Here is a 16,521-nt window from a genome sequence, read left to right as displayed (position 1 = left end):
GGACGACTATCTGCGAGGCGACGCCGGGGGGCGGCGATGAGCAATGGCCTCGCCATCGCCGCAGTGACCCGCGTGATGCAGGACATGCTGCATTCCGGGCTGGTGGCGTCCGGCATAGCCGGGGCGGTGGGCGGCACCGTCACCGTGACGGCACTGCCGCCGGACCGCATATTGGGCGATGGCGCTCCGGCGACCGAAGCAACGCAGCTGAACCTGTTCCTGCATCAGGTGTCGCCCAATGCCGGCTGGACCGGCCGCGACCTGCCGAGCCGGGACGCGCGCGCCGACCGTCTGATCGATCCGATGCTGGCCCTCGACCTGCACTATCTCCTCACCGCTTATGGCGAACTGGAGTTCCAGGGCGAGATCCTGCTTGGCCATGCCATGCAGCTGCTGCACGAGAACGCGGTGCTGAGCCGCGACTTCATCCGCGACGTGCTGGCCAATCCGCCCGGCGGCGGCATGGCCGGCGCGGCGCTTCAGGCGCTGACGATGTCCGACCTTGCCGAGCAGGTCGAACTGATCAAGATCCGCCCGCGCCATCTGAGCACCGACGACATGTCGAAGCTCTGGACCGCGTTCCAGTCGCATTACCGCACCAGTACCGCCTATGAGGTCTCGGTGGTGCTGATCCAGCGCCCGCGTCCCAAGCGGACGCCGCTGCCGGTGCTGTCGCGCGGCCAGCCCGATCCGGATACCGGCCGTGATGCCGGCATCGTGCTGCAGGCCTCGCTGGTGCCGGCCATCCCGACCTTGATCGCGCTCGTGCCACCGCGGCAGCAGGGAGCGGCCCGGCTCGGCGAAACCATCCGCCTCGACGGCCACCATCTGGCGGGCGAGCAGGTCACGGTGCGGTTCGCCGCCGAACCGGACGGCGCGGCGCTGACGCTGGCCGCCGCCACCGCGGCTGACGGCACGATCACCGTCGAGTTGCCGCCGGCGGTCGCTGCGCCGCCGCCGCCTCCCACCCCGCCGGAAAATGATCCGGCGAACTGGCAGGTCGGCGTCTACCGCGTCAGCGCCGAGATACGCGATGCGGGCGGCGAAGTGCGGACCACCAATGTGCTGCCGCTGGTGCTGGCGCCGCTGATCCGCCAGATCAATACGGCGCGGGCGGCGGATATCGTCACTTTCACCGTGGTCTGCGCCCCGCCGGTGCGCCAGAGCGCGGCGGTGTCGCTCATCGTCGGCAGCCGCGAACTGCCGGCCGAGCCGCTCGCGACGCCGCAAGCGACGACGGTGACGTTCCGCAGTGCCGGCTTCGCCGCCGGCCAGATCGTGCCGCTGCGCCTGCGCGTCGACGGCATTGACAGCCTCCTCATCGACCGGACCGCCCGCCCGCCGGCGTTCGACCCGACCCAGCAGGTGACGCTGCCATGAGGGCTACAGCGGATTCCAGCTGGATGGACCGGAACCAGCGCCATCTCTCGGCGCAGATCGAACGGGTGCGGCTGTTGCTCCAGCGCCATCTCGACGGAAATGCGCCGTCGGCTGCCGCCGATGATGGTGGACCGATCCCGCCCGTCGATGCGCAGACCATGCTTGGTCGGCTATGCGCCACCTTCATGCTGTCGCCGTTCGAGCGCGATCTGCTGCTGCTCTGCGCCGGTGCCGAGTTCGATGCCGGCGTGGCCCGGCTGTGCGCCACCCTGCATGCCGATCCGCGCCGCCGCGCCCCGAGTTTTGGGCTGGCGCTGGCGGTGCTCCCCGGCGCCCATTGGAGCGCCATCGCCCCCACCAGTCCGCTGCGTCGATGGGGCCTGATCGAGCCCGGCCGCGGCGAGGCGCTGGCTGAGGCGCCGCTCGGCATCGATGAGCCGATCCTGCATTATCTCGCGGGTATCGACTGCCCGGACCCGCGCCTCGACGGCTTGTTGTCCGAGGTCGCGCCGGGCGGCGCCCTGACCGCCTCTCAGGCTGTGACGGCGCAGAGGATCGCGCAGCTATGGACCGGCGGGGCCGGCCGGCCGCCATGGCCGGTCATCCAGCTCTGCGGCGACGACCCGCTCGGCCAGTCCCGTGCGGCGGCGGCGGCGTGCGAGGCCGCCGGGATGACGCTGCTGCGACTGCATGCCGAGGACCTCCCCGCCGTGCCGCGCGACCGGAGCGCCCTGGCGCGGCTTTGCGAGCGCGAACTGGCGCTCGGCGGCGGCGCGCTGTTTCTGAACGGGACCGGCGAGCGCGACGGGCGCAGCCTGCTCGCCTTCGTGGAAGAAATGACAGGACCGCTGATGCTGGCGCTGGACGAGCCGCTGGCCTTGCCGCGGCGGCCCAGCCGGCGGCTGGAGGTGAACCGGCCCAACGCCGCCGAGCAGCGGGTGCTGTGGACGGGAACGCTGGGGGCGCTGGCGACCGGCCTGAACGGACGGCTCGAACCGCTGGTGGATCGCTTCCGGCTGGATGGCGCCGGCATCGAGGCGGCCTGCGCGGCAGCACGGGCCGATGGGGCCGATCCCGACCGTTTCGGCGAACGGCTGTGGGCGGCCTGCCGGGTGCAGGCGCGCCGCGGCCTCGACGCGCTCGCGCAGCGCATCGACACGCGGGCCACCTGGAACGATCTGGTGCTGCCGGCGCCGCAGATCGCGCTGCTCGGCCAGATGGCGATGCATGTGCGTCACGCCTCCACCGTCTATGAACACTGGGGCTTCGCCGGCAAGACCGGTCGCGGGCTCGGCATCAGCGCCCTGTTCGCCGGGGCGAGCGGCACCGGCAAGACCATGGCGGCCGAGGTGCTGGCCAATGATCTCGGGCTCGATCTCTACCGCATCGACCTCAGCCAGACGGTCAGCAAATATATCGGCGAGACCGAGAAGAACCTGAAGAGGATCTTCGACGCCGCCGAGGAGAGCGGCGCGGTGCTGCTGTTCGACGAGGCGGACGCGCTGTTCGGCAAGCGCTCGGACGTGAAGGACAGTCACGACCGCTACGCCAATATCGAGGTCAGCTATCTGCTCCAGCGCATGGAGGCGTATCGCGGCCTCGCCATCCTGACCACCAACCTGAAGAACGCCATCGACCAGGCCTTCCTTCGGCGCATCCGTTTCGTGGTGCAGTTCCCGTTCCCGGATGCGGCGCAGCGCTGCGAGATCTGGCGTCGCGCCTTCCCGGAGGACACTCCGACCCATGGCCTCGACCCCATCCGTCTCGCCCAGCTCACCCTTGCCGGCGGGCATATACGCAATGTGGCGATGAACGCGGCGTTTCTCGCCGCCGGCCGCGACGAGGCGGTCGGCATGGAGCACATAAGGGAGGCCGCCCTCACCGAATACGCCAAGCTGGAAAAGCCGGTGACGAGCACCGAACTGGGGGGATGGCAATGAGCCGGCCCATCGTGGAGCTCAGCATCGACCGGCTGGTGGTCGAGGGCGTCGCGCCCAGCGATGCCGGCGCGTTGCGGCGCGCGGTGGAGCGGGAGCTGGCGCGCCGGCTGGCGGCACAGGCGGGGACGGGTGCCGATGTGCCGCGGCCTGCCGGCCATGTCGATGCCGGGACGATGGCGGTGCCGGTGTCGGCCGGCCCGCAGCGTCTGGGCGTCGCTATTGCCGGCCAGGTCATGGGAGGGCTGAAGCGATGAAAGTGGCCGCCGCAGTCCGTGCCGGCACAATGCCCGCGTCCGCATCGGCGGCCCGGGCCGCCCCGACGCACCGCCGGGAGGCGCCGGCGCGCGCCGGCGGCGTGTCGTCACGACCGAATGAGCGGGCTCCCGCCATCGTAAACGAGGTGCTGTCCTCGCCGGGCCGGCCACTCGACGAGCCGACCCGTGCCCATTTCGAGCCGCGCTTCAACCGCGACTTCGCGCAGGTGCGCATCTATTGCGACCACCGGGCCGGACTTTCCGCTAGGGCGATCAATGCGGTGGCCTATACGAGCGGGTCCCGCATCGTCTTCGGCACCGGCCGCCTCTCGCCGCAGACCGCCGAGGGACGGCGGCTCCTGGCGCACGAACTGGCGCATGTGGCGCAGCCGGACACCGCCGACAGCAGCCGGGCGAAAAACGCAATTGCGCCGGCCGACGACCCGGCGGAGCGGGAGGCGAGCGTCCTTGCCCCACGGATCGCGGATCGCGACCGTGCCGCCTCCCCGCGCCAGCAGCGTACCCATGGGATCCAGCGCCAAGAAGGAGAGGGCGCCGATCTCAACAGCGCCCTGCTGGCCGGCGACTTCGATCGCGCGGTGCGAATATTGGAAGAGCAGCCGGACAGCATGGTGCGCAATGCGTTGCAGGCGCTTCCATCCGATCAGCGCGCCCATTTGCGCACTGCGGCGAACACTCTCGACCCCGGCGGCCAGAGCCGTGTCGCCCGGATGGTGGACGCGGTCGAGAACGCGCCGGCGGCCACGCCGACACCGGCCCCCGCGCCGGTGGCTTCGGAGATCGCCAATCTCGCCAAGACCGAGAAGCTCAGCCGCGCCTGGGGCTTCGCGCGCGAGACCCTCGGCGCCGACGTGGTGCGGGAGGTCCAGCACCTGTTCTCCCCGGAATCGATCGCCGCGCTGGTCGGCTTCGCCATCCTCTATATCGCCGCCCAGGCGACGCCTGCCGGCTGGGTTGCCGACGCCCTGGCCCTGACCACGCTTACCATCACGGCGATCTTCGTCGGCAAGGCCTTGTTCGACATCGTGCGCGACCTGATTACTTTCTTCTCGGCGATCAATGCCTCGTCCGAGGCCGAACTGCGCGCTTCGGGCGCGGCACTTTCCCGCGCGCTCTCCCGCGGCTTCGTCGCCGTGGTCGTCGCCCTTCTCACGCGGGGGCTGAAGGGAAAGGGCGGTGGCAGGCCCTATCGCGGACCTCCCCCCTCGGCGACCGCCGAACTGGTGACTGCCGAGGGATTGATCGTGCGTGTCCCGGTCGCCGCCGTGCAGGAGATCGCCGCAACCTCCAAACTGCAATCCATCGCCTCTTATGCGGTGGCCGTGCCGCCCACGGGCGCCGGCGGCGGTGGTTCGGGGAACTCGCCTTCGCCTGCGCCGCAGGCGCCCGGCGGAGGCGGCCCGGCACCGAAGCCGCGCGGCGAGGAGATCTGGACCGAGCTGTCGAAGGATCTGAGCCTCGAGCCGCGAGGGACCGGCGACGCGCGCGGCGGCGGGGCCGGCGGAGCCGCCCGTGATGCGCGGGCTGGCGGGCTGATCGGCCCCAAGGGCGAGCCGGGAACCGTCGACGCGGCCGTCCAGACCCATTCGACGGCACCGGCGGTACGCAGCGAATATGGCGTGACCGGCGCCGATCTGGAATCGGCGCATATCGGCGCGACCTCGGCGCTTCGCAACGTCGAAGGCTACAGCCGCAGCAGCGCGCTCACCACCCTCCTCACGCCCAAGTGGCACGCCGCCTTCGACAATTACTGGAAGAACTGGGCGATGGCGCAGCGGCGCGCCGGGCACAGCACCTGCTCCTCCGTCGAGTTCGAGCGCATCATGATCGAGGCCATCGACCAGATACCGGACATGCCGGCGGCGACCCGGGGCACACTGATCTGGAGGCTGCAGATGGAGCTTCAGGAACTGGGGCTCCGCACGCAGGAGGCCACCATCGACCTCCCCTACCGCAATATCAAACCGGCGGCGAACCCATGAAAGCACAAGACGGTGGGAGCGGCTGACCGATGACCTCCTTTCCCAATTCGCCGAAGCTGATCAAGGGCGGCATCGTGCAGATCGCCACCGAGGGCGCGGCGGTGCAGCGCGTCATCGCGTTGCAGTACAATCCCGAGAGCGTCAGCCGCAGCCTGCAGGTGCAGGGCATCGGCGAGAACGGCCAGCGCGCGGAGGCGCTGCGGCTGAAGGGGCCGGCGGTCGAAACCATCAAGATCGACGCCGAGATCGACGCCACCGACCAGCTGGAATTTCCGCAGGCCAATCCGGCCGCCACGGGGTTAGGCGTGTTTCCCCAGCTCGCGGCGCTGGAGATCATGGTCTATCCGAGCAGCAGCCAGCTGCAGGCGAACAATGCCCGGGCGGCAAGCGGCACGCTCGAGATCGCGCCGATGGAGGCGCCGCTCACACTGTTCATCTGGAGCAAGAACCGCATCGTGCCGGTGCGGATCACCGAGTTCAGCGTCACCGAGGAAGCCTTCGACGCCAACCTGAACCCGATCCGCGCCAAGGTCAGCCTCGGCATGCGGGTGTTGAGCGTCGACGATCTCGGCTTCGCCCATCGGGGCGGCAGCCTGTTCATGAGCTATCTGCAGGCCAAGGAGCAGATGGCGGCCAGGGCGGCGGCCAGTAGCCTCGGCGTTCTCGGTATTGGAGGACTGCCATGAACGACCCCGTACAGGCGCTGTTTCAGGCGGGCGTGCTGAAGACGACGGACTTTCCGCCGAACAGCCGCTACCACGACGTGCCGACGCGCCAGCTGGTGCGGCCGGACGGCACGGTTGTGGTCTATCTCGCCCGCCGCTTCGTGCCGCCGCCGGAGCGGTTCGCCCTGCTGCAGGAACACAGCGTGGCGCAGGGAGAGCGGCTCGACCGTCTCGCCGCCCGCTATCTCGGCGACCCCGAGCGGTTCTGGAGCCTGTGCGACGCCAATGGCGCCATCCGGCCGGACGAACTGGTGGAGACCGTCGGCCGGCGCCTGCGCATCACCTTGCCGGAAGGCATTCCAGGACCGTTCGGGGACTGATGGCGATGCGGATCCAGGGCATCCATCTCACCTTGCTGATCGGTCCCGGGGTGCCGGTGCCGGTGCCGCGCGAGGTGCTCGACGCCCTGACCTCGGTGCAGGTGACCAATGCCGCGGGCGATACGCAGAGCGGCTTCGATCTCACCTTCGCGCTCGACCGCCGTTCGCCGCTCGCCACGCTGTTCCTCGTGTCCGGCGGCGCTTCGATCCCACTGGTACGGGTGATCGTGGTGGTGACGATCAACGGGACGGCCAATGTGCTGATCGATGGCGTGATGACGCATCATCAGATGGAGCCCGGCACCGGCGGCGGCCCCGCGACGCTCAAGGTCCAGGGCAAGGATCTGAGTACCGTCATGGGCTATATCGATTTTTCGGGCCTGCCTTATCCGGCGATGCCGCCGGTGGCCCGCGTGGCGCTCATCATCGCCAAATATGCCTGGCTCGGGCTCATCCCGCTGACCATCCCCAGCGTGGTCGAGGACATCCCGCTGCCGACCGACCGCATTCCGGTGCAGCAGGGCAAGGACCTCGACTATGTCAAGTCGCTGGCGCAGCAATGCGGCTACGTCTTCTATATCGAGCCGGGGCCGGTGCCGGGCGCCAGCGTCGCCTATTGGGGGCCGGAAATTCGCGTCGGCCCACCGCAGCCGGCGCTCAGCATCGACATGGACGCCCATACCAATGTCGACCAGCTGAACTTCCGCTACGACAAGGAGCGCAAGGAATTGCCGGTGGTGTTCATCCAGGAATCCATCAGCAAGGCGCCCATTCCGATTCCCATTCCCGACGTCACGCCGCTGAACCCGCCGCTCGGCGCGGTGCCGCCGCTGCCGCCCAAGGTGACGTTGATGAACGACACCACCCATTTGTCGCCGCTGGCGGCGTTGATGCGCGGCATCGCCTATGCCTCTCAGCACAGCGACTGCGTGTTCGCCAGCGGCAGCCTCGACGTGCTGCGCTACGGCCAGGTGCTGAAGTCCCGGCGGCTGGTCGGGCTGCGCGGCGCCGGGCTGGCTTTCGACGGGCTCTATTACGTCTCGCGCGTCACCCACGAGATTCGGCGCGGGCACTACAAGCAATCCTTCGAGCTCGCCCGCAACGGCGTCATCTCCACTTTGCCGCAGGTGCCCGCATGACCGCCGAAAACCGCTTCCTGGGCAAGTATCGCGGCACCTGCATCAACAATGTCGATCCCATGATGATGGGGCGCATCCAGCTGATCGTGCCCGACGTCTCCAATGTGATGCTGTCGAGCTGGGCGATGCCCTGCGTCCCCGTCGCCGGCATGCAGATGGGCATGTTCACCGTGCCGGTGATCGGTTCGGGCGTGTGGGTCGAGTTCGAGAAGGGCGACGCCAACCACCCGATCTGGGTCGGCGGCTACTGGGGCAGCGGCGCCGAGGTGCCGGCGCTGGCGCGCATGGTGCCGCCCGCCGTGCCCGGCATCACCCTGCAGACCACGCTGCAGAACGGCCTCACCATCAACGACGTGCCGGGCCCGACCGGCGGTATCATGATCAAGAGCGCCACCGGCGCGACGCTGATCGTCAACGATACCGGCATCTACATCCAGAACGGCAAGGGTGCGAGCCTGGTCATGGTCGGCCCTTCCGTCACCATCAACAACGGCGCGCTCACCGTGATCTGAGGAGGAGACGGCAATGCCTGGCTTTCTCTTGCATGTCGGCGCCACCGTCCTGTGCGCCCATGGCGGACAGGCGCAGCCGGCGACGCCGGTGCCGCGGGTGCTGGTCAGCGGCCAGCCGGTGGTCACCATTGCCAGCCCCTATATGGTCGCCGGCTGCGCCATGCCGCCGCCACCGGCGGGCAACGGGCCGTGCCTCACCGGGCAGTTTGTCACCGCGGCGCTGCGCGTCACCGCCCTTGGCCAGCCGGTGCTGCTGCAGGACAGCCAGTCCATATGCGCCCCCACCGGCACTCCGCTGATGCCGGTGGTGATGCAGACGCGGGTGATGGGGAGCTAGGCCATGCATCTCGCTTATCCGTTCCGCTTCGACGGGCGGTCGCGTACCGCCCAGGCCGGTGACGACGAGTATGTTCGCCAGCAGATCGAGCAGGTGCTGTTCACCTCGCCCGGCGAGCGGGTGAACCGGGCGGATTTCGGCAGCGGCGTGCTGCAACTGGTTTTCGCCCCGAACAGCCAGGAACTCGCCGCCACCGTGCAGTTCCTGGTGCAGGGCGCGCTTCAGCAATGGCTCGGCGACCTGATCGTGGTCGATGCGGTGGAGATCGAGGCGGAGGATGCACGCCTCGTCGTGCGGGTGGTCTATGTCAACCGCCGGACCCAGCAGCGGTCGGTCGCCGATTTCGCGCGGGGGGCGCCGGCGCCATGATCTATTCCTGCTGCAACGAGAACCGCCGCGATCTGGTGCGCAGCGAGAGCACGCTGAACGGCATCGACTTCCTCGAAGTGCTCGACCGCGCCGCTCCCTCGGCGACGCCGCGCCAGCGCACGCTTCTGGTCCGCCTGCTGCGCCCGGCCGCCGGGCTTGCCGCCGAGAATGTGGCGATCGAGGGGGGCGAGCGGATCACCGCCATACGCGCGCTGTGGGCGCATCCGGCGGACGCGATCCCGCCCGCCGATCTCGGCCCGGAGGACGCCAGCTTCTTTGCCGGCTTGCCCGAGGCCGCCGCCACGCTGGTGGTGCGCACCGATGCCGCCGGCGACTATTCGGCCTATCGGCTGCGCCTCGTACGATCCCGCACCGATCCGTCGCCGCATGCCGGTTTCGATCCGCCGCTGGCCGCGATCGATTTCTCCTTCAAGGTCGAGTGCCCGACCGATTTCGACTGCCAGGACGATCATCGCTGCGCGCCCGAGCCCGGCGAGGCGCCGGACATTGATTACCTCGCCAAGGACTATGCCAGCTTCCGCCGGCTGATGCTGGATCGCCTGTCGCTGCTGATGCCGGACTGGCGCGACCGTGGGCCGGCCGATCTCGGCATCGCCCTCGTCGAGGTGCTCGCCTATGTCGCCGACCATCTGAGCTACCGGCAGGACGCTGTCGCCACCGAGGCCTATCTCGGCACGGCGCGCCGGCGGATATCGGTGCGGCGCCACGCGCGGCTGGTGGATTATCGCCTGCACGAGGGCAGCAATGCACGCGCCTTCGTGCAGCTTCTGGTCGCTCCCGAGGCCGATGACGACGAGCCGGGACGGCCGATCCTCGTCCCGCAGGGCAGCATGCTGCTGACCCAGGTCGTCGGCGCCGGTGGATGCATTCCGCTCACCAATCCCCTTCCGGGCCGGCTGGCGCCGCTAGAACTGGCGCTGCGCCAGAATCCCACGGTGTTCGAGACGCTGCACCCGCTGCGGCTGTTCACCTCGCACCATCTCATGCCGTTCTATACCTGGGGCGACAGCGCGTGCTGCCTGCCCAAGGGCGCGGTGCGCGCCACGCTGCGCGGCCATTTCCCCAACCTTGCCGCGGCCGATGGCGAGCCGGGCAAGCTGCTGGTTTTCGAAGAGGTTCTGGGGCCGCTCACCGGCCGCCCCGAGGATGCCGATCTGGCCATGCGGCATGCCGTGCGGCTGACGGCGGTGCGTGCCTTCGCGCCGAAGCAGAACGAGGCCGATCCACCCGCACCGCTGACCGATGCGGTGACCGGTGAGGCCATTACCGAGCTGCGCTGGCACGAGGACGACGCCTTGCCTTTCGCCTTGTGCGTCTCCTCGCGCACCGACCTCGCCCATGGCGAAGTGGCGGTGTCCGATGTCAGCATGGCGCGCGGCAACATCGTTCTCGCCGACCATGGCCGCACCCTGGCGGAGGAGCCGCTCGGCGCGGTGCCGCCGCCGCACCTGTTCATGGTGAGCCAGGCCGGCGGGCCCTGCACGCCGCCGACGCGGGAAGCGGTGCCGCCGCGGTTCCGTCCGGCGCTGGGCGCCCGGCCGCTCACCCACGAGGCGGGGTTCGGCGCCGCGCCGCCGCCTTCCGCCGCTGCGGCGATGACGATGCCGCCTGCCGGCCTGAGACCCGCCATCGCGCTTACCGAAACCTCGGCGCCGGGCCGGCCCCGCTGGGAGGCGCGGCAGGACCTGCTCGGCAGCGAGGCATCCGACCGCCATTTCGTCGCCGAAATCGAAGCCGATGGCGAGGTACGGCTGCGCTTCGGCGACGACCGCCACGGCATGCGGCCACAGCCCGGCAGCGCCTTCTCCGCCACCTACCGGATCGGTCAGGGCCGGGCCGGCAATGTCGGTGCCCGCGCGCTGGTGCATGTGGTCATCGACGATGCCCGGATCGCCGGCGCCGCCAACCCGCTGCCGGCACGCGGCGGCACCGAGCCCGAAAGCATGGAGGAGGCGCGGCAGAAGGCGCCTTTCGCCTTCCGCACCCTGGAACGCGCGGTGACGCCGGCGGATTACGCCGCGCTCGCCGAACGGCAGGACGGGGTGCAGCGGGCGGCGGCCACCTTTCGCTGGACCGGCAGCTGGCACACCGCCTTCGTCACCGTCGATCGCACCGGCGGGGCGGCGGTGACCGAGGAGTTCGAGGCCGGCCTGCGGGGCCGGCTCGAGCCGTTCCGCATGGCCGGCTATGATGTGGAGGTGGATTCGCCGCGCTTCGTGCCGCTGGAACTCGACCTGTCGGTACAGGTCGCGCCGGATTATTTCCGCAGCAACATCCGGGCGGCGCTGATGCAGGCGCTCGGCAGCCGGACGCTGGGCGACGGACGCCGCGGCCTGTTCCACCCGGACAACCTGACCTTCGCGCAGCCGATCTATCTGAGCGCGATCTATGCGGCGGCGCAGGCGGTGCCGGGCGTGGTCTCGGTGGAGGTGACGCGCTTTCACCGCCAGGGTCTGCCGAGCCGGCGGGCGCTGGACGAGAGCCGGCTCGATCTCGGCCGGCTGGAGATCGCCCGCCTCGACAATGACCGCAATTTTCCCGAGCACGGCGTGCTGCGCCTGACCATCGGAGGCGGCAAATGAGCGACGATATCATCGTCGGCGACGCCTCCCTGCCGGCATCGACCGATGATTGCGGCTGCTGCCAGGGCACCTCGGCGGCGCTGCCGGCGGCCCGCCACAACCCGCCGGGCCAGCCCGCCATCGCCTACCGCGCCGGCACCCATGCCGCGTTCAAGCAGGCGATGCTGGCACTGCTGTCCTCGCCGCGGTTTCCCGCCCTCGGCCGGCTGTCCACCCGGGCCGACGATGATTTCGCCATCGCGCTGATCGACGGCTGGGCGACCGCCTGCGACGTGCTGACCTTCTATCAGGAGCGCATCGCCAACGAGGCCTATCTGACGACCGCCGGCGAATCGCTGTCGGTGACCGAGCTGGCACGGCTGATCGGCTATCGCCGGCGGCCGGGGATGGCGGCCTCGGTCGATCTCGCCTTCACCCTCGAGCCGGCGCCGGGAGCACCCGAGCAGGCGGTGGCGGAGGCGGCGATTCCGGTCGGCTCGCGGGTGCAGAGCATTCCCGGACCGGGCGAGCGCAGCCAGAGCTTCGAGACGGTGGAGGCGATCGCCGGGCGGGTGGCGTGGAACGCGCTCAAGCCCCGGCAATCGGTGCCGCACCGGCTGCGCAGCGGCGACCGCATCGCCTTCCTGAATGGCCTCGCGCTGTCGCTGCGGGTCGGCGACGCCGTGCTGGTGCTCGACCGGCAATTGCTGGCCGCCGCCAGCCGCAGCAACTGGGAACTGCGGACCATCGTCGCGGTGGAGGCCGAGGTGGACGCCGAGCGCACCGCCATCACCCTCGACCGCGGCCTCGGCTCCTGGGTATCGGCGCTGGGACCGGAGGCCGAGCTGTCGCTGTTGGTGTTCCGGCAACGGGCGGCGCTGTTCGCCTACAACGCCCCGCACCCTTCGGCGCTGCACCCGCAGCAGCTGGGACGCAACTTCCCGAACCAGTTGCCGACCGAGGACTGGCCCTTCGCCATCGAGGACGACGTCATCGATCTCGACAACGCCTATCCCGGCATCGTGCCGGGCAGCTGGCTGGCGCTGGCCCGCCCCGATGCCAGGGCGCTGTATCGCGTCGAAGCCACGGCGGAGACCGGCCGGGCCCGGTTTCTCATCAGCGGCAAGTCGACACGGCTGCGCCTCGATACCGGCGAGGGACTGAAGGACTTCGGCGCCGGCAATTACCGCCTGACGACGGTCTATGCGCAGCCCGAGGCGATGGACTTCGCGCAGGCGCCGGTCGTCGATCCGCTGTGGGGCGAGACCATCGTGCTCGGCGCCCTGGTGCCGGAGCTGCCGGCCGGACGCCGGCTGATCGTGCGCGGCAAGCGGCCGCTGGTGCGTGTGCGCGAGCGGCTCGCCCTCACCGATGCCGACCGGCCCGGCGAGACCTTCGCGGTGGCGGCCGGCGAGGTGCTCACCGTCACCGCCCCGCCGGTGGAGTTGTCCGGGGGAAAGGCGACGCGCTGGCGCCTGCGCAGCCCCGGCGGGCGCGAAGGAACCATCGATATCGGCGCCATGACGCGCCCGCTCGTCTTCATCCCGGCCGGCAAGGACGACCCTGTCATCGCCGAGGCGGCGACGCTGGAGGCCGTCGAGCTGGAGGACGCGACCCATGCCCGGCTGCGGCTCGGCAAGCCGCTGGCCCATGCCTATGACCGGGCCTCGGCCGAGGTGCTGGCCAATGTGGCGCGGGCGACGCATGGCGAGTGCGTCAGCGACATTCTCGGCGGCGGCGATGCCGGCGCGGTGTTCCAGCGCTTCGCCCTGCGCCAGCCGCCGCTGACCTTCGTGCGCTCGGCGCAGGGGGAGGGGCGGCAATCGACGCTGGCGGTGCGCGTCAACGACGTGCTGTGGGACGAGGTGCCGTATCTGTTCGGCCATGGCCCGCGCGAACGGGTGTATGCCACGCGGCTGGCCGACGACGGCAGCACCCTGGTCGAGTTCGGCGACGGCGCCGCCGGTTCGCGCCTGCCGAGCGGGCGCGACAATATCGTCGCCAGCTACCGCAAGGGCGCCGGGCTGGAGGGGCTGGTGCGCGCCAACCAGCTCAGCCTGCTCACCTCGCGCCCGCTCGGCGTCAAGGCGGTGACCAACCCGCTCGCCGCCGAGGGCGCGCAGGACCCCGAGCAGATGGGCGAGGCGCGCCTCAACGCGCCCGCCAGCGTGCTGACGCTGGGGCGCACCGTTTCGCTGCGCGACTATGAGGACCATGCGCGCAGCTTCGCCGGCATCGCCAAGGCGCAGGCGACGCTGATCTGGGACGGGCAGGCGCGGCGCATCTTCCTCACCGTTGCCGGCGCCGCCGGGACCGTGGTGGCGGTGGACGACATGCTGCAGGCGCTGCGCGTCGACGGCGACCCGTTCGTCGCCCTCGACGCCGGGCCCTGCCGCCCGGTCGGGGTGCGGCTCGCGCTGCGGGTCAAGGTCGATCCCAGGCGGCGAACCGAGGCGGTGCTGGCCGCGCTGCAGGCGCGGCTGCGCGAGGTGTTCGGCTTCGGCGCCCGCAGCCTCGGCCAGCCGCTCTACCTCAGCGAGGTGTTCGCCGCCGCCGGTGCGGTTCCCGGCATAGAGGCGGTGACGGTGGACCGCCTGTACCGCTCGACCGCTCCCGACAACGCTCCCGAGCGCCATGCCCAGCTGCTCGCGGCCCCGGCGGCGCGCCGGCCCGATGGCGGCTTCGACGGCGCCGAGCTGCTGGTTCTGGCCGCCGAGCCGTTCGACCGTCTGGAGGTGATGCCGTGAGCTTCGACGCCAAGACGCTGTACGCGCTGCTTCCGGCGATCTACCGCCTGCGCGACGCCGAGCAGGACGGCGTGCTGCGCGACCTGATGGCGGTGATCGCCGAGCAGGTGGCGGTGATCGAGGAGGATTTCGACCAGCTCTATGACGACCAGTTCATCGAGACCTGCGCCGACTGGGTGGCGCCCTATATTGGCGGCCTGATCGGCTACCGCACTCTGCATGGCGTGGTGCCGACGGTGTCGAGCCCGCGGGCCGAGGTCGCCAACACCATCGCCTATCGCCGCCGCAAGGGCACGGCGAGCGTGCTGGAGCAGCTGGCGCAGGACGTCACCGGCTGGAACGCCCATGTCGTCGAGTTCTTCGAGCGCCTCGCCGCCGTGCAGTATCTGAACCATCTGCGCCCGCACGCCGCAATCACCGCCGATTTGCGCAGCTGGGAGGGGATGGAGCGCCTCGGCACCGCCTTCGACCGGCTGCCGCATGGCGTCGACGTACGGTCGATCGCCCGCGGGCGCGGCCGGCACAACATCTCCAATGTCGGGCTGTTCCTGTGGCGGCTCGACGCGTTTCCTCTGGAGAGGGCGATGCCGGCGCGGCTCGACGACCGGCGCTTCCGCTTCAACCCGCTCGGCATCGACATGCCGCTGTTCACCAATCCGGCGACCGAGCCGCACATCGCGCATCTGGCGAGCCCGCTCAACGTTCCCGCGCCGATCAGCCGCCGCGTGCTGGCGGCACGGGACGCGGTGGACGGAGGGGGGACGCAGCGCCGCCTCGACCGCTATTACGGCGCCGGCAGGAGCCTGCTGATCGAGACCCGCGCGGCGCCGGGCGAGGAATTCGCGGCGCTGGCCTCCGGCGATATCGAGGTGTGCAACCTGTCGGACCGGCCGGGGGACAGCTGGTCGCTGGCCGGCCCGTCCAGGGCGGTGGCCATCGACCCGGTGCTGGGGCGGCTGTTGCTGCGTGACGCGCCGGCGGCCGGGAGCGAGCTGCGCGTGAGCTTCCATCACGGCTTCAGCGGCCCGATGGGCGGCGGCCAGTATGAGCGCGCCGCCGTGTCGGTCGCCGATCTCGCCGCGGGGCTGCCCGTCATCCGCGTCTCCGAGGCTGCCGGCGACCAGCCGACGATCCAGGCCGGGCTCGACGAGCTGGCCGGCACCGGCGGCATCGTCGAGATCGCCGACAACCGGACCTATGCCGAGACGCTCAACATAACCGTGCCGGCGGGCGGTACGCTGATCCTGCGCGCCGCCAATGAGCGCCGGCCGACCCTGGTGCTGGCCGCCGACCTCGCGGTGACGGTGAACGATGCCGCGGCGGAGGCGTCGCTGATGCTCGACGGTCTCGTCATCGCCGGCGGGGCGGTGGTGCTGGCCGCCGCCGGCGTCACCGGGCTGCGCCGCCTGGTGATCCGCGACAGCACGCTGGTGCCGGGCCGCACGCTGGCCGCCGACGGGACGCCGGCCGGTGCCGCGCCCAGCCTGATCGCCGACATCGCCGGAACCGACATCCGCATCGAGCGCTCGGTCGTCGGCGGGCTGCGCATCTCGGCGCTGTCGCAGGCCAGCATCACCGACAGCATCGTCGACGCCACCGCCGCCTCGGCGCTCGCCTATGCCGGCCCGGCGGCAGGCACTCCCGGCGGCAGCCTGACCCTGGTGTCCTCCACCGTGATCGGCGGCCTCTTCGCCGAGCAGTTCGCGCTGGTCAGCAACGCCATCGTGGTGGCCGAGCCCGGACCCGACACAACGCCGGTGCCGGTGCGCGCCGAGCGCCTGCAACAGGGATGCGTGCGCTTCTCCTATGTGCCGCCGGCCTCGGCGACGCCGAGCCGCTACCGCTGCCAGCCGGACCAGGAGGTCGCCGCCGCCACCGAGCGGCGCCAGCGCGAGACCGGCGCCGAGCTTTCCGACGCGCAGGCCGCCGCCCTCCGCGCCGGCGTCCTCGCCTGGCTGAAGCCCAGCTTCACCTCGCGGCGCTATGGCCGTCCCGGCTATGGCCAGCTCGCGACCCGCTGCCCGGCGCAGATCCGCTCCGGTGCCGACGACGAGGCGGAGATGGGGGCCTTCCACACTCTGTTCCAATCCCAGCGCGAGACCAATCTGAAGGTCCGCGTCGAGGAATATCTGCGGTTCGGCCTCGAAGCCGGGCTGTTCTACGAGACCTGAAGCGGGCACGACGGACAAGCGGGCCGGCATACCGAAGCGTCA

Annotated in this window: 13 protein-coding genes; all 13 read left to right on the top strand. The window is 70.7% G+C overall.

Annotated elements, in window-relative coordinates; translation table 11 throughout:
- Positions 1 to 36: 36 nt before the first annotated feature.
- The 13 genes from KHC24_RS14585 to KHC24_RS14525 all read left to right on the top strand — a co-directional run bounded on the left by KHC24_RS14585 (position 37) and on the right by KHC24_RS14525 (position 16,479).
- Entirely contained in the window at positions 37 to 1,380 is a 1,344-nt protein-coding gene (locus KHC24_RS14585) for a Pvc16 family protein (protein ID WP_213364038.1), read from the top strand.
- Entirely contained in the window at positions 1,377 to 3,320 is a 1,944-nt protein-coding gene (locus tag KHC24_RS14580) for an ATP-binding protein (protein ID WP_213364037.1), read from the top strand. Before KHC24_RS14585 ends, KHC24_RS14580 begins: the two co-directional genes overlap by 4 nt.
- Positions 3,317 to 3,574, top strand: a complete 258-nt coding sequence (locus KHC24_RS14575; protein WP_213364036.1) for a hypothetical protein — start codon at positions 3,317 to 3,319, stop codon at positions 3,572 to 3,574. Before KHC24_RS14580 ends, KHC24_RS14575 begins: the two co-directional genes overlap by 4 nt.
- Positions 3,575 to 3,675: 101 nt before the next feature.
- Positions 3,676 to 5,577 carry an eCIS core domain-containing protein gene (locus KHC24_RS14570; RefSeq protein ID WP_213364035.1) on the top strand — a complete coding sequence of 634 codons (1,902 nt, stop codon included), beginning with the start codon at positions 3,676 to 3,678 and terminating at the stop codon, positions 5,575 to 5,577.
- A gap of 29 nt (positions 5,578 to 5,606) precedes the next feature.
- On the top strand, positions 5,607 to 6,263 hold the full coding sequence (locus tag KHC24_RS14565) for a hypothetical protein (protein WP_213364034.1): 657 nt from the start codon (positions 5,607 to 5,609) through the stop codon (positions 6,261 to 6,263).
- Positions 6,260 to 6,622, top strand: a complete 363-nt coding sequence (locus KHC24_RS14560; protein ID WP_213364033.1) for a LysM peptidoglycan-binding domain-containing protein — start codon at positions 6,260 to 6,262, stop codon at positions 6,620 to 6,622. The genes KHC24_RS14565 and KHC24_RS14560 overlap by 4 nt, the downstream gene beginning before the upstream one ends.
- The gene (locus tag KHC24_RS14555) at positions 6,622 to 7,761 is read left to right on the top strand and encodes a PAAR domain-containing protein (RefSeq protein ID WP_246546965.1); all 1,140 of its coding nucleotides are present in this window, start codon (positions 6,622 to 6,624) and stop codon (positions 7,759 to 7,761) included. Before KHC24_RS14560 ends, KHC24_RS14555 begins: the two co-directional genes overlap by 1 nt.
- On the top strand, positions 7,758 to 8,273 hold the full coding sequence (locus tag KHC24_RS14550; protein ID WP_213364032.1) for a phage baseplate assembly protein V: 516 nt from the start codon (positions 7,758 to 7,760) through the stop codon (positions 8,271 to 8,273). The genes KHC24_RS14555 and KHC24_RS14550 overlap by 4 nt, the downstream gene beginning before the upstream one ends.
- 13 nt (positions 8,274 to 8,286) lie before the next feature.
- Positions 8,287 to 8,610 (top strand): hypothetical protein, encoded by a 324-nt coding sequence (locus KHC24_RS14545; protein ID WP_213364031.1) that lies wholly within the window; start codon positions 8,287 to 8,289, stop codon positions 8,608 to 8,610.
- Between the two features lie 3 nt (positions 8,611 to 8,613).
- A complete protein-coding gene (locus KHC24_RS14540) occupies positions 8,614 to 8,979 on the top strand; it encodes a GPW/gp25 family protein (RefSeq protein ID WP_213364030.1) in 366 nt (121 codons plus the stop codon).
- Positions 8,976 to 11,582 (top strand): putative baseplate assembly protein, encoded by a 2,607-nt coding sequence (locus tag KHC24_RS14535; RefSeq protein WP_213364029.1) that lies wholly within the window; start codon positions 8,976 to 8,978, stop codon positions 11,580 to 11,582. The genes KHC24_RS14540 and KHC24_RS14535 overlap by 4 nt, the downstream gene beginning before the upstream one ends.
- A complete protein-coding gene (locus KHC24_RS14530; protein ID WP_213364028.1) occupies positions 11,579 to 14,308 on the top strand; it encodes a baseplate J/gp47 family protein in 2,730 nt (909 codons plus the stop codon). Before KHC24_RS14535 ends, KHC24_RS14530 begins: the two co-directional genes overlap by 4 nt.
- A complete protein-coding gene (locus KHC24_RS14525; RefSeq protein WP_213364027.1) occupies positions 14,305 to 16,479 on the top strand; it encodes a hypothetical protein in 2,175 nt (724 codons plus the stop codon). The genes KHC24_RS14530 and KHC24_RS14525 overlap by 4 nt, the downstream gene beginning before the upstream one ends.
- The last annotated feature ends 42 nt before the right edge of the window (positions 16,480 to 16,521 follow it).

It is taken from the genome of Ancylobacter defluvii (assembly GCF_018390605.1).
Lineage (GTDB): Bacteria > Pseudomonadota > Alphaproteobacteria > Rhizobiales > Xanthobacteraceae > Ancylobacter > Ancylobacter defluvii.
Note: the sequence above shows the minus strand (reverse complement) of the source record. Positions and strands in the feature narration are given on the sequence as shown.

Excerpts from the sequence above, each read along its gene's own strand:
- KHC24_RS14585 (WP_213364038.1), top strand. The coding sequence starts at position 37 with ATGAGCAATGGCCTCGCCATCGCCGCAGTGACCCGCGTGATGCAGGAC.
- KHC24_RS14580 (WP_213364037.1), top strand. The coding sequence starts at position 1,377 with ATGAGGGCTACAGCGGATTCCAGCTGGATGGACCGGAACCAGCGCCAT.
- KHC24_RS14575 (WP_213364036.1), top strand. The coding sequence starts at position 3,317 with ATGAGCCGGCCCATCGTGGAGCTCAGCATCGACCGGCTGGTGGTCGAG.
- KHC24_RS14565 (WP_213364034.1), top strand. The coding sequence starts at position 5,607 with ATGACCTCCTTTCCCAATTCGCCGAAGCTGATCAAGGGCGGCATCGTG.
- KHC24_RS14560 (WP_213364033.1), top strand. The coding sequence starts at position 6,260 with ATGAACGACCCCGTACAGGCGCTGTTTCAGGCGGGCGTGCTGAAGACG.
- KHC24_RS14555 (WP_246546965.1), top strand. The coding sequence starts at position 6,622 with ATGGCGATGCGGATCCAGGGCATCCATCTCACCTTGCTGATCGGTCCC.
- KHC24_RS14550 (WP_213364032.1), top strand. The coding sequence starts at position 7,758 with ATGACCGCCGAAAACCGCTTCCTGGGCAAGTATCGCGGCACCTGCATC.
- KHC24_RS14545 (WP_213364031.1), top strand. The coding sequence starts at position 8,287 with ATGCCTGGCTTTCTCTTGCATGTCGGCGCCACCGTCCTGTGCGCCCAT.
- KHC24_RS14540 (WP_213364030.1), top strand. The coding sequence starts at position 8,614 with ATGCATCTCGCTTATCCGTTCCGCTTCGACGGGCGGTCGCGTACCGCC.
- KHC24_RS14535 (WP_213364029.1), top strand. The coding sequence starts at position 8,976 with ATGATCTATTCCTGCTGCAACGAGAACCGCCGCGATCTGGTGCGCAGC.
- KHC24_RS14530 (WP_213364028.1), top strand. The coding sequence starts at position 11,579 with ATGAGCGACGATATCATCGTCGGCGACGCCTCCCTGCCGGCATCGACC.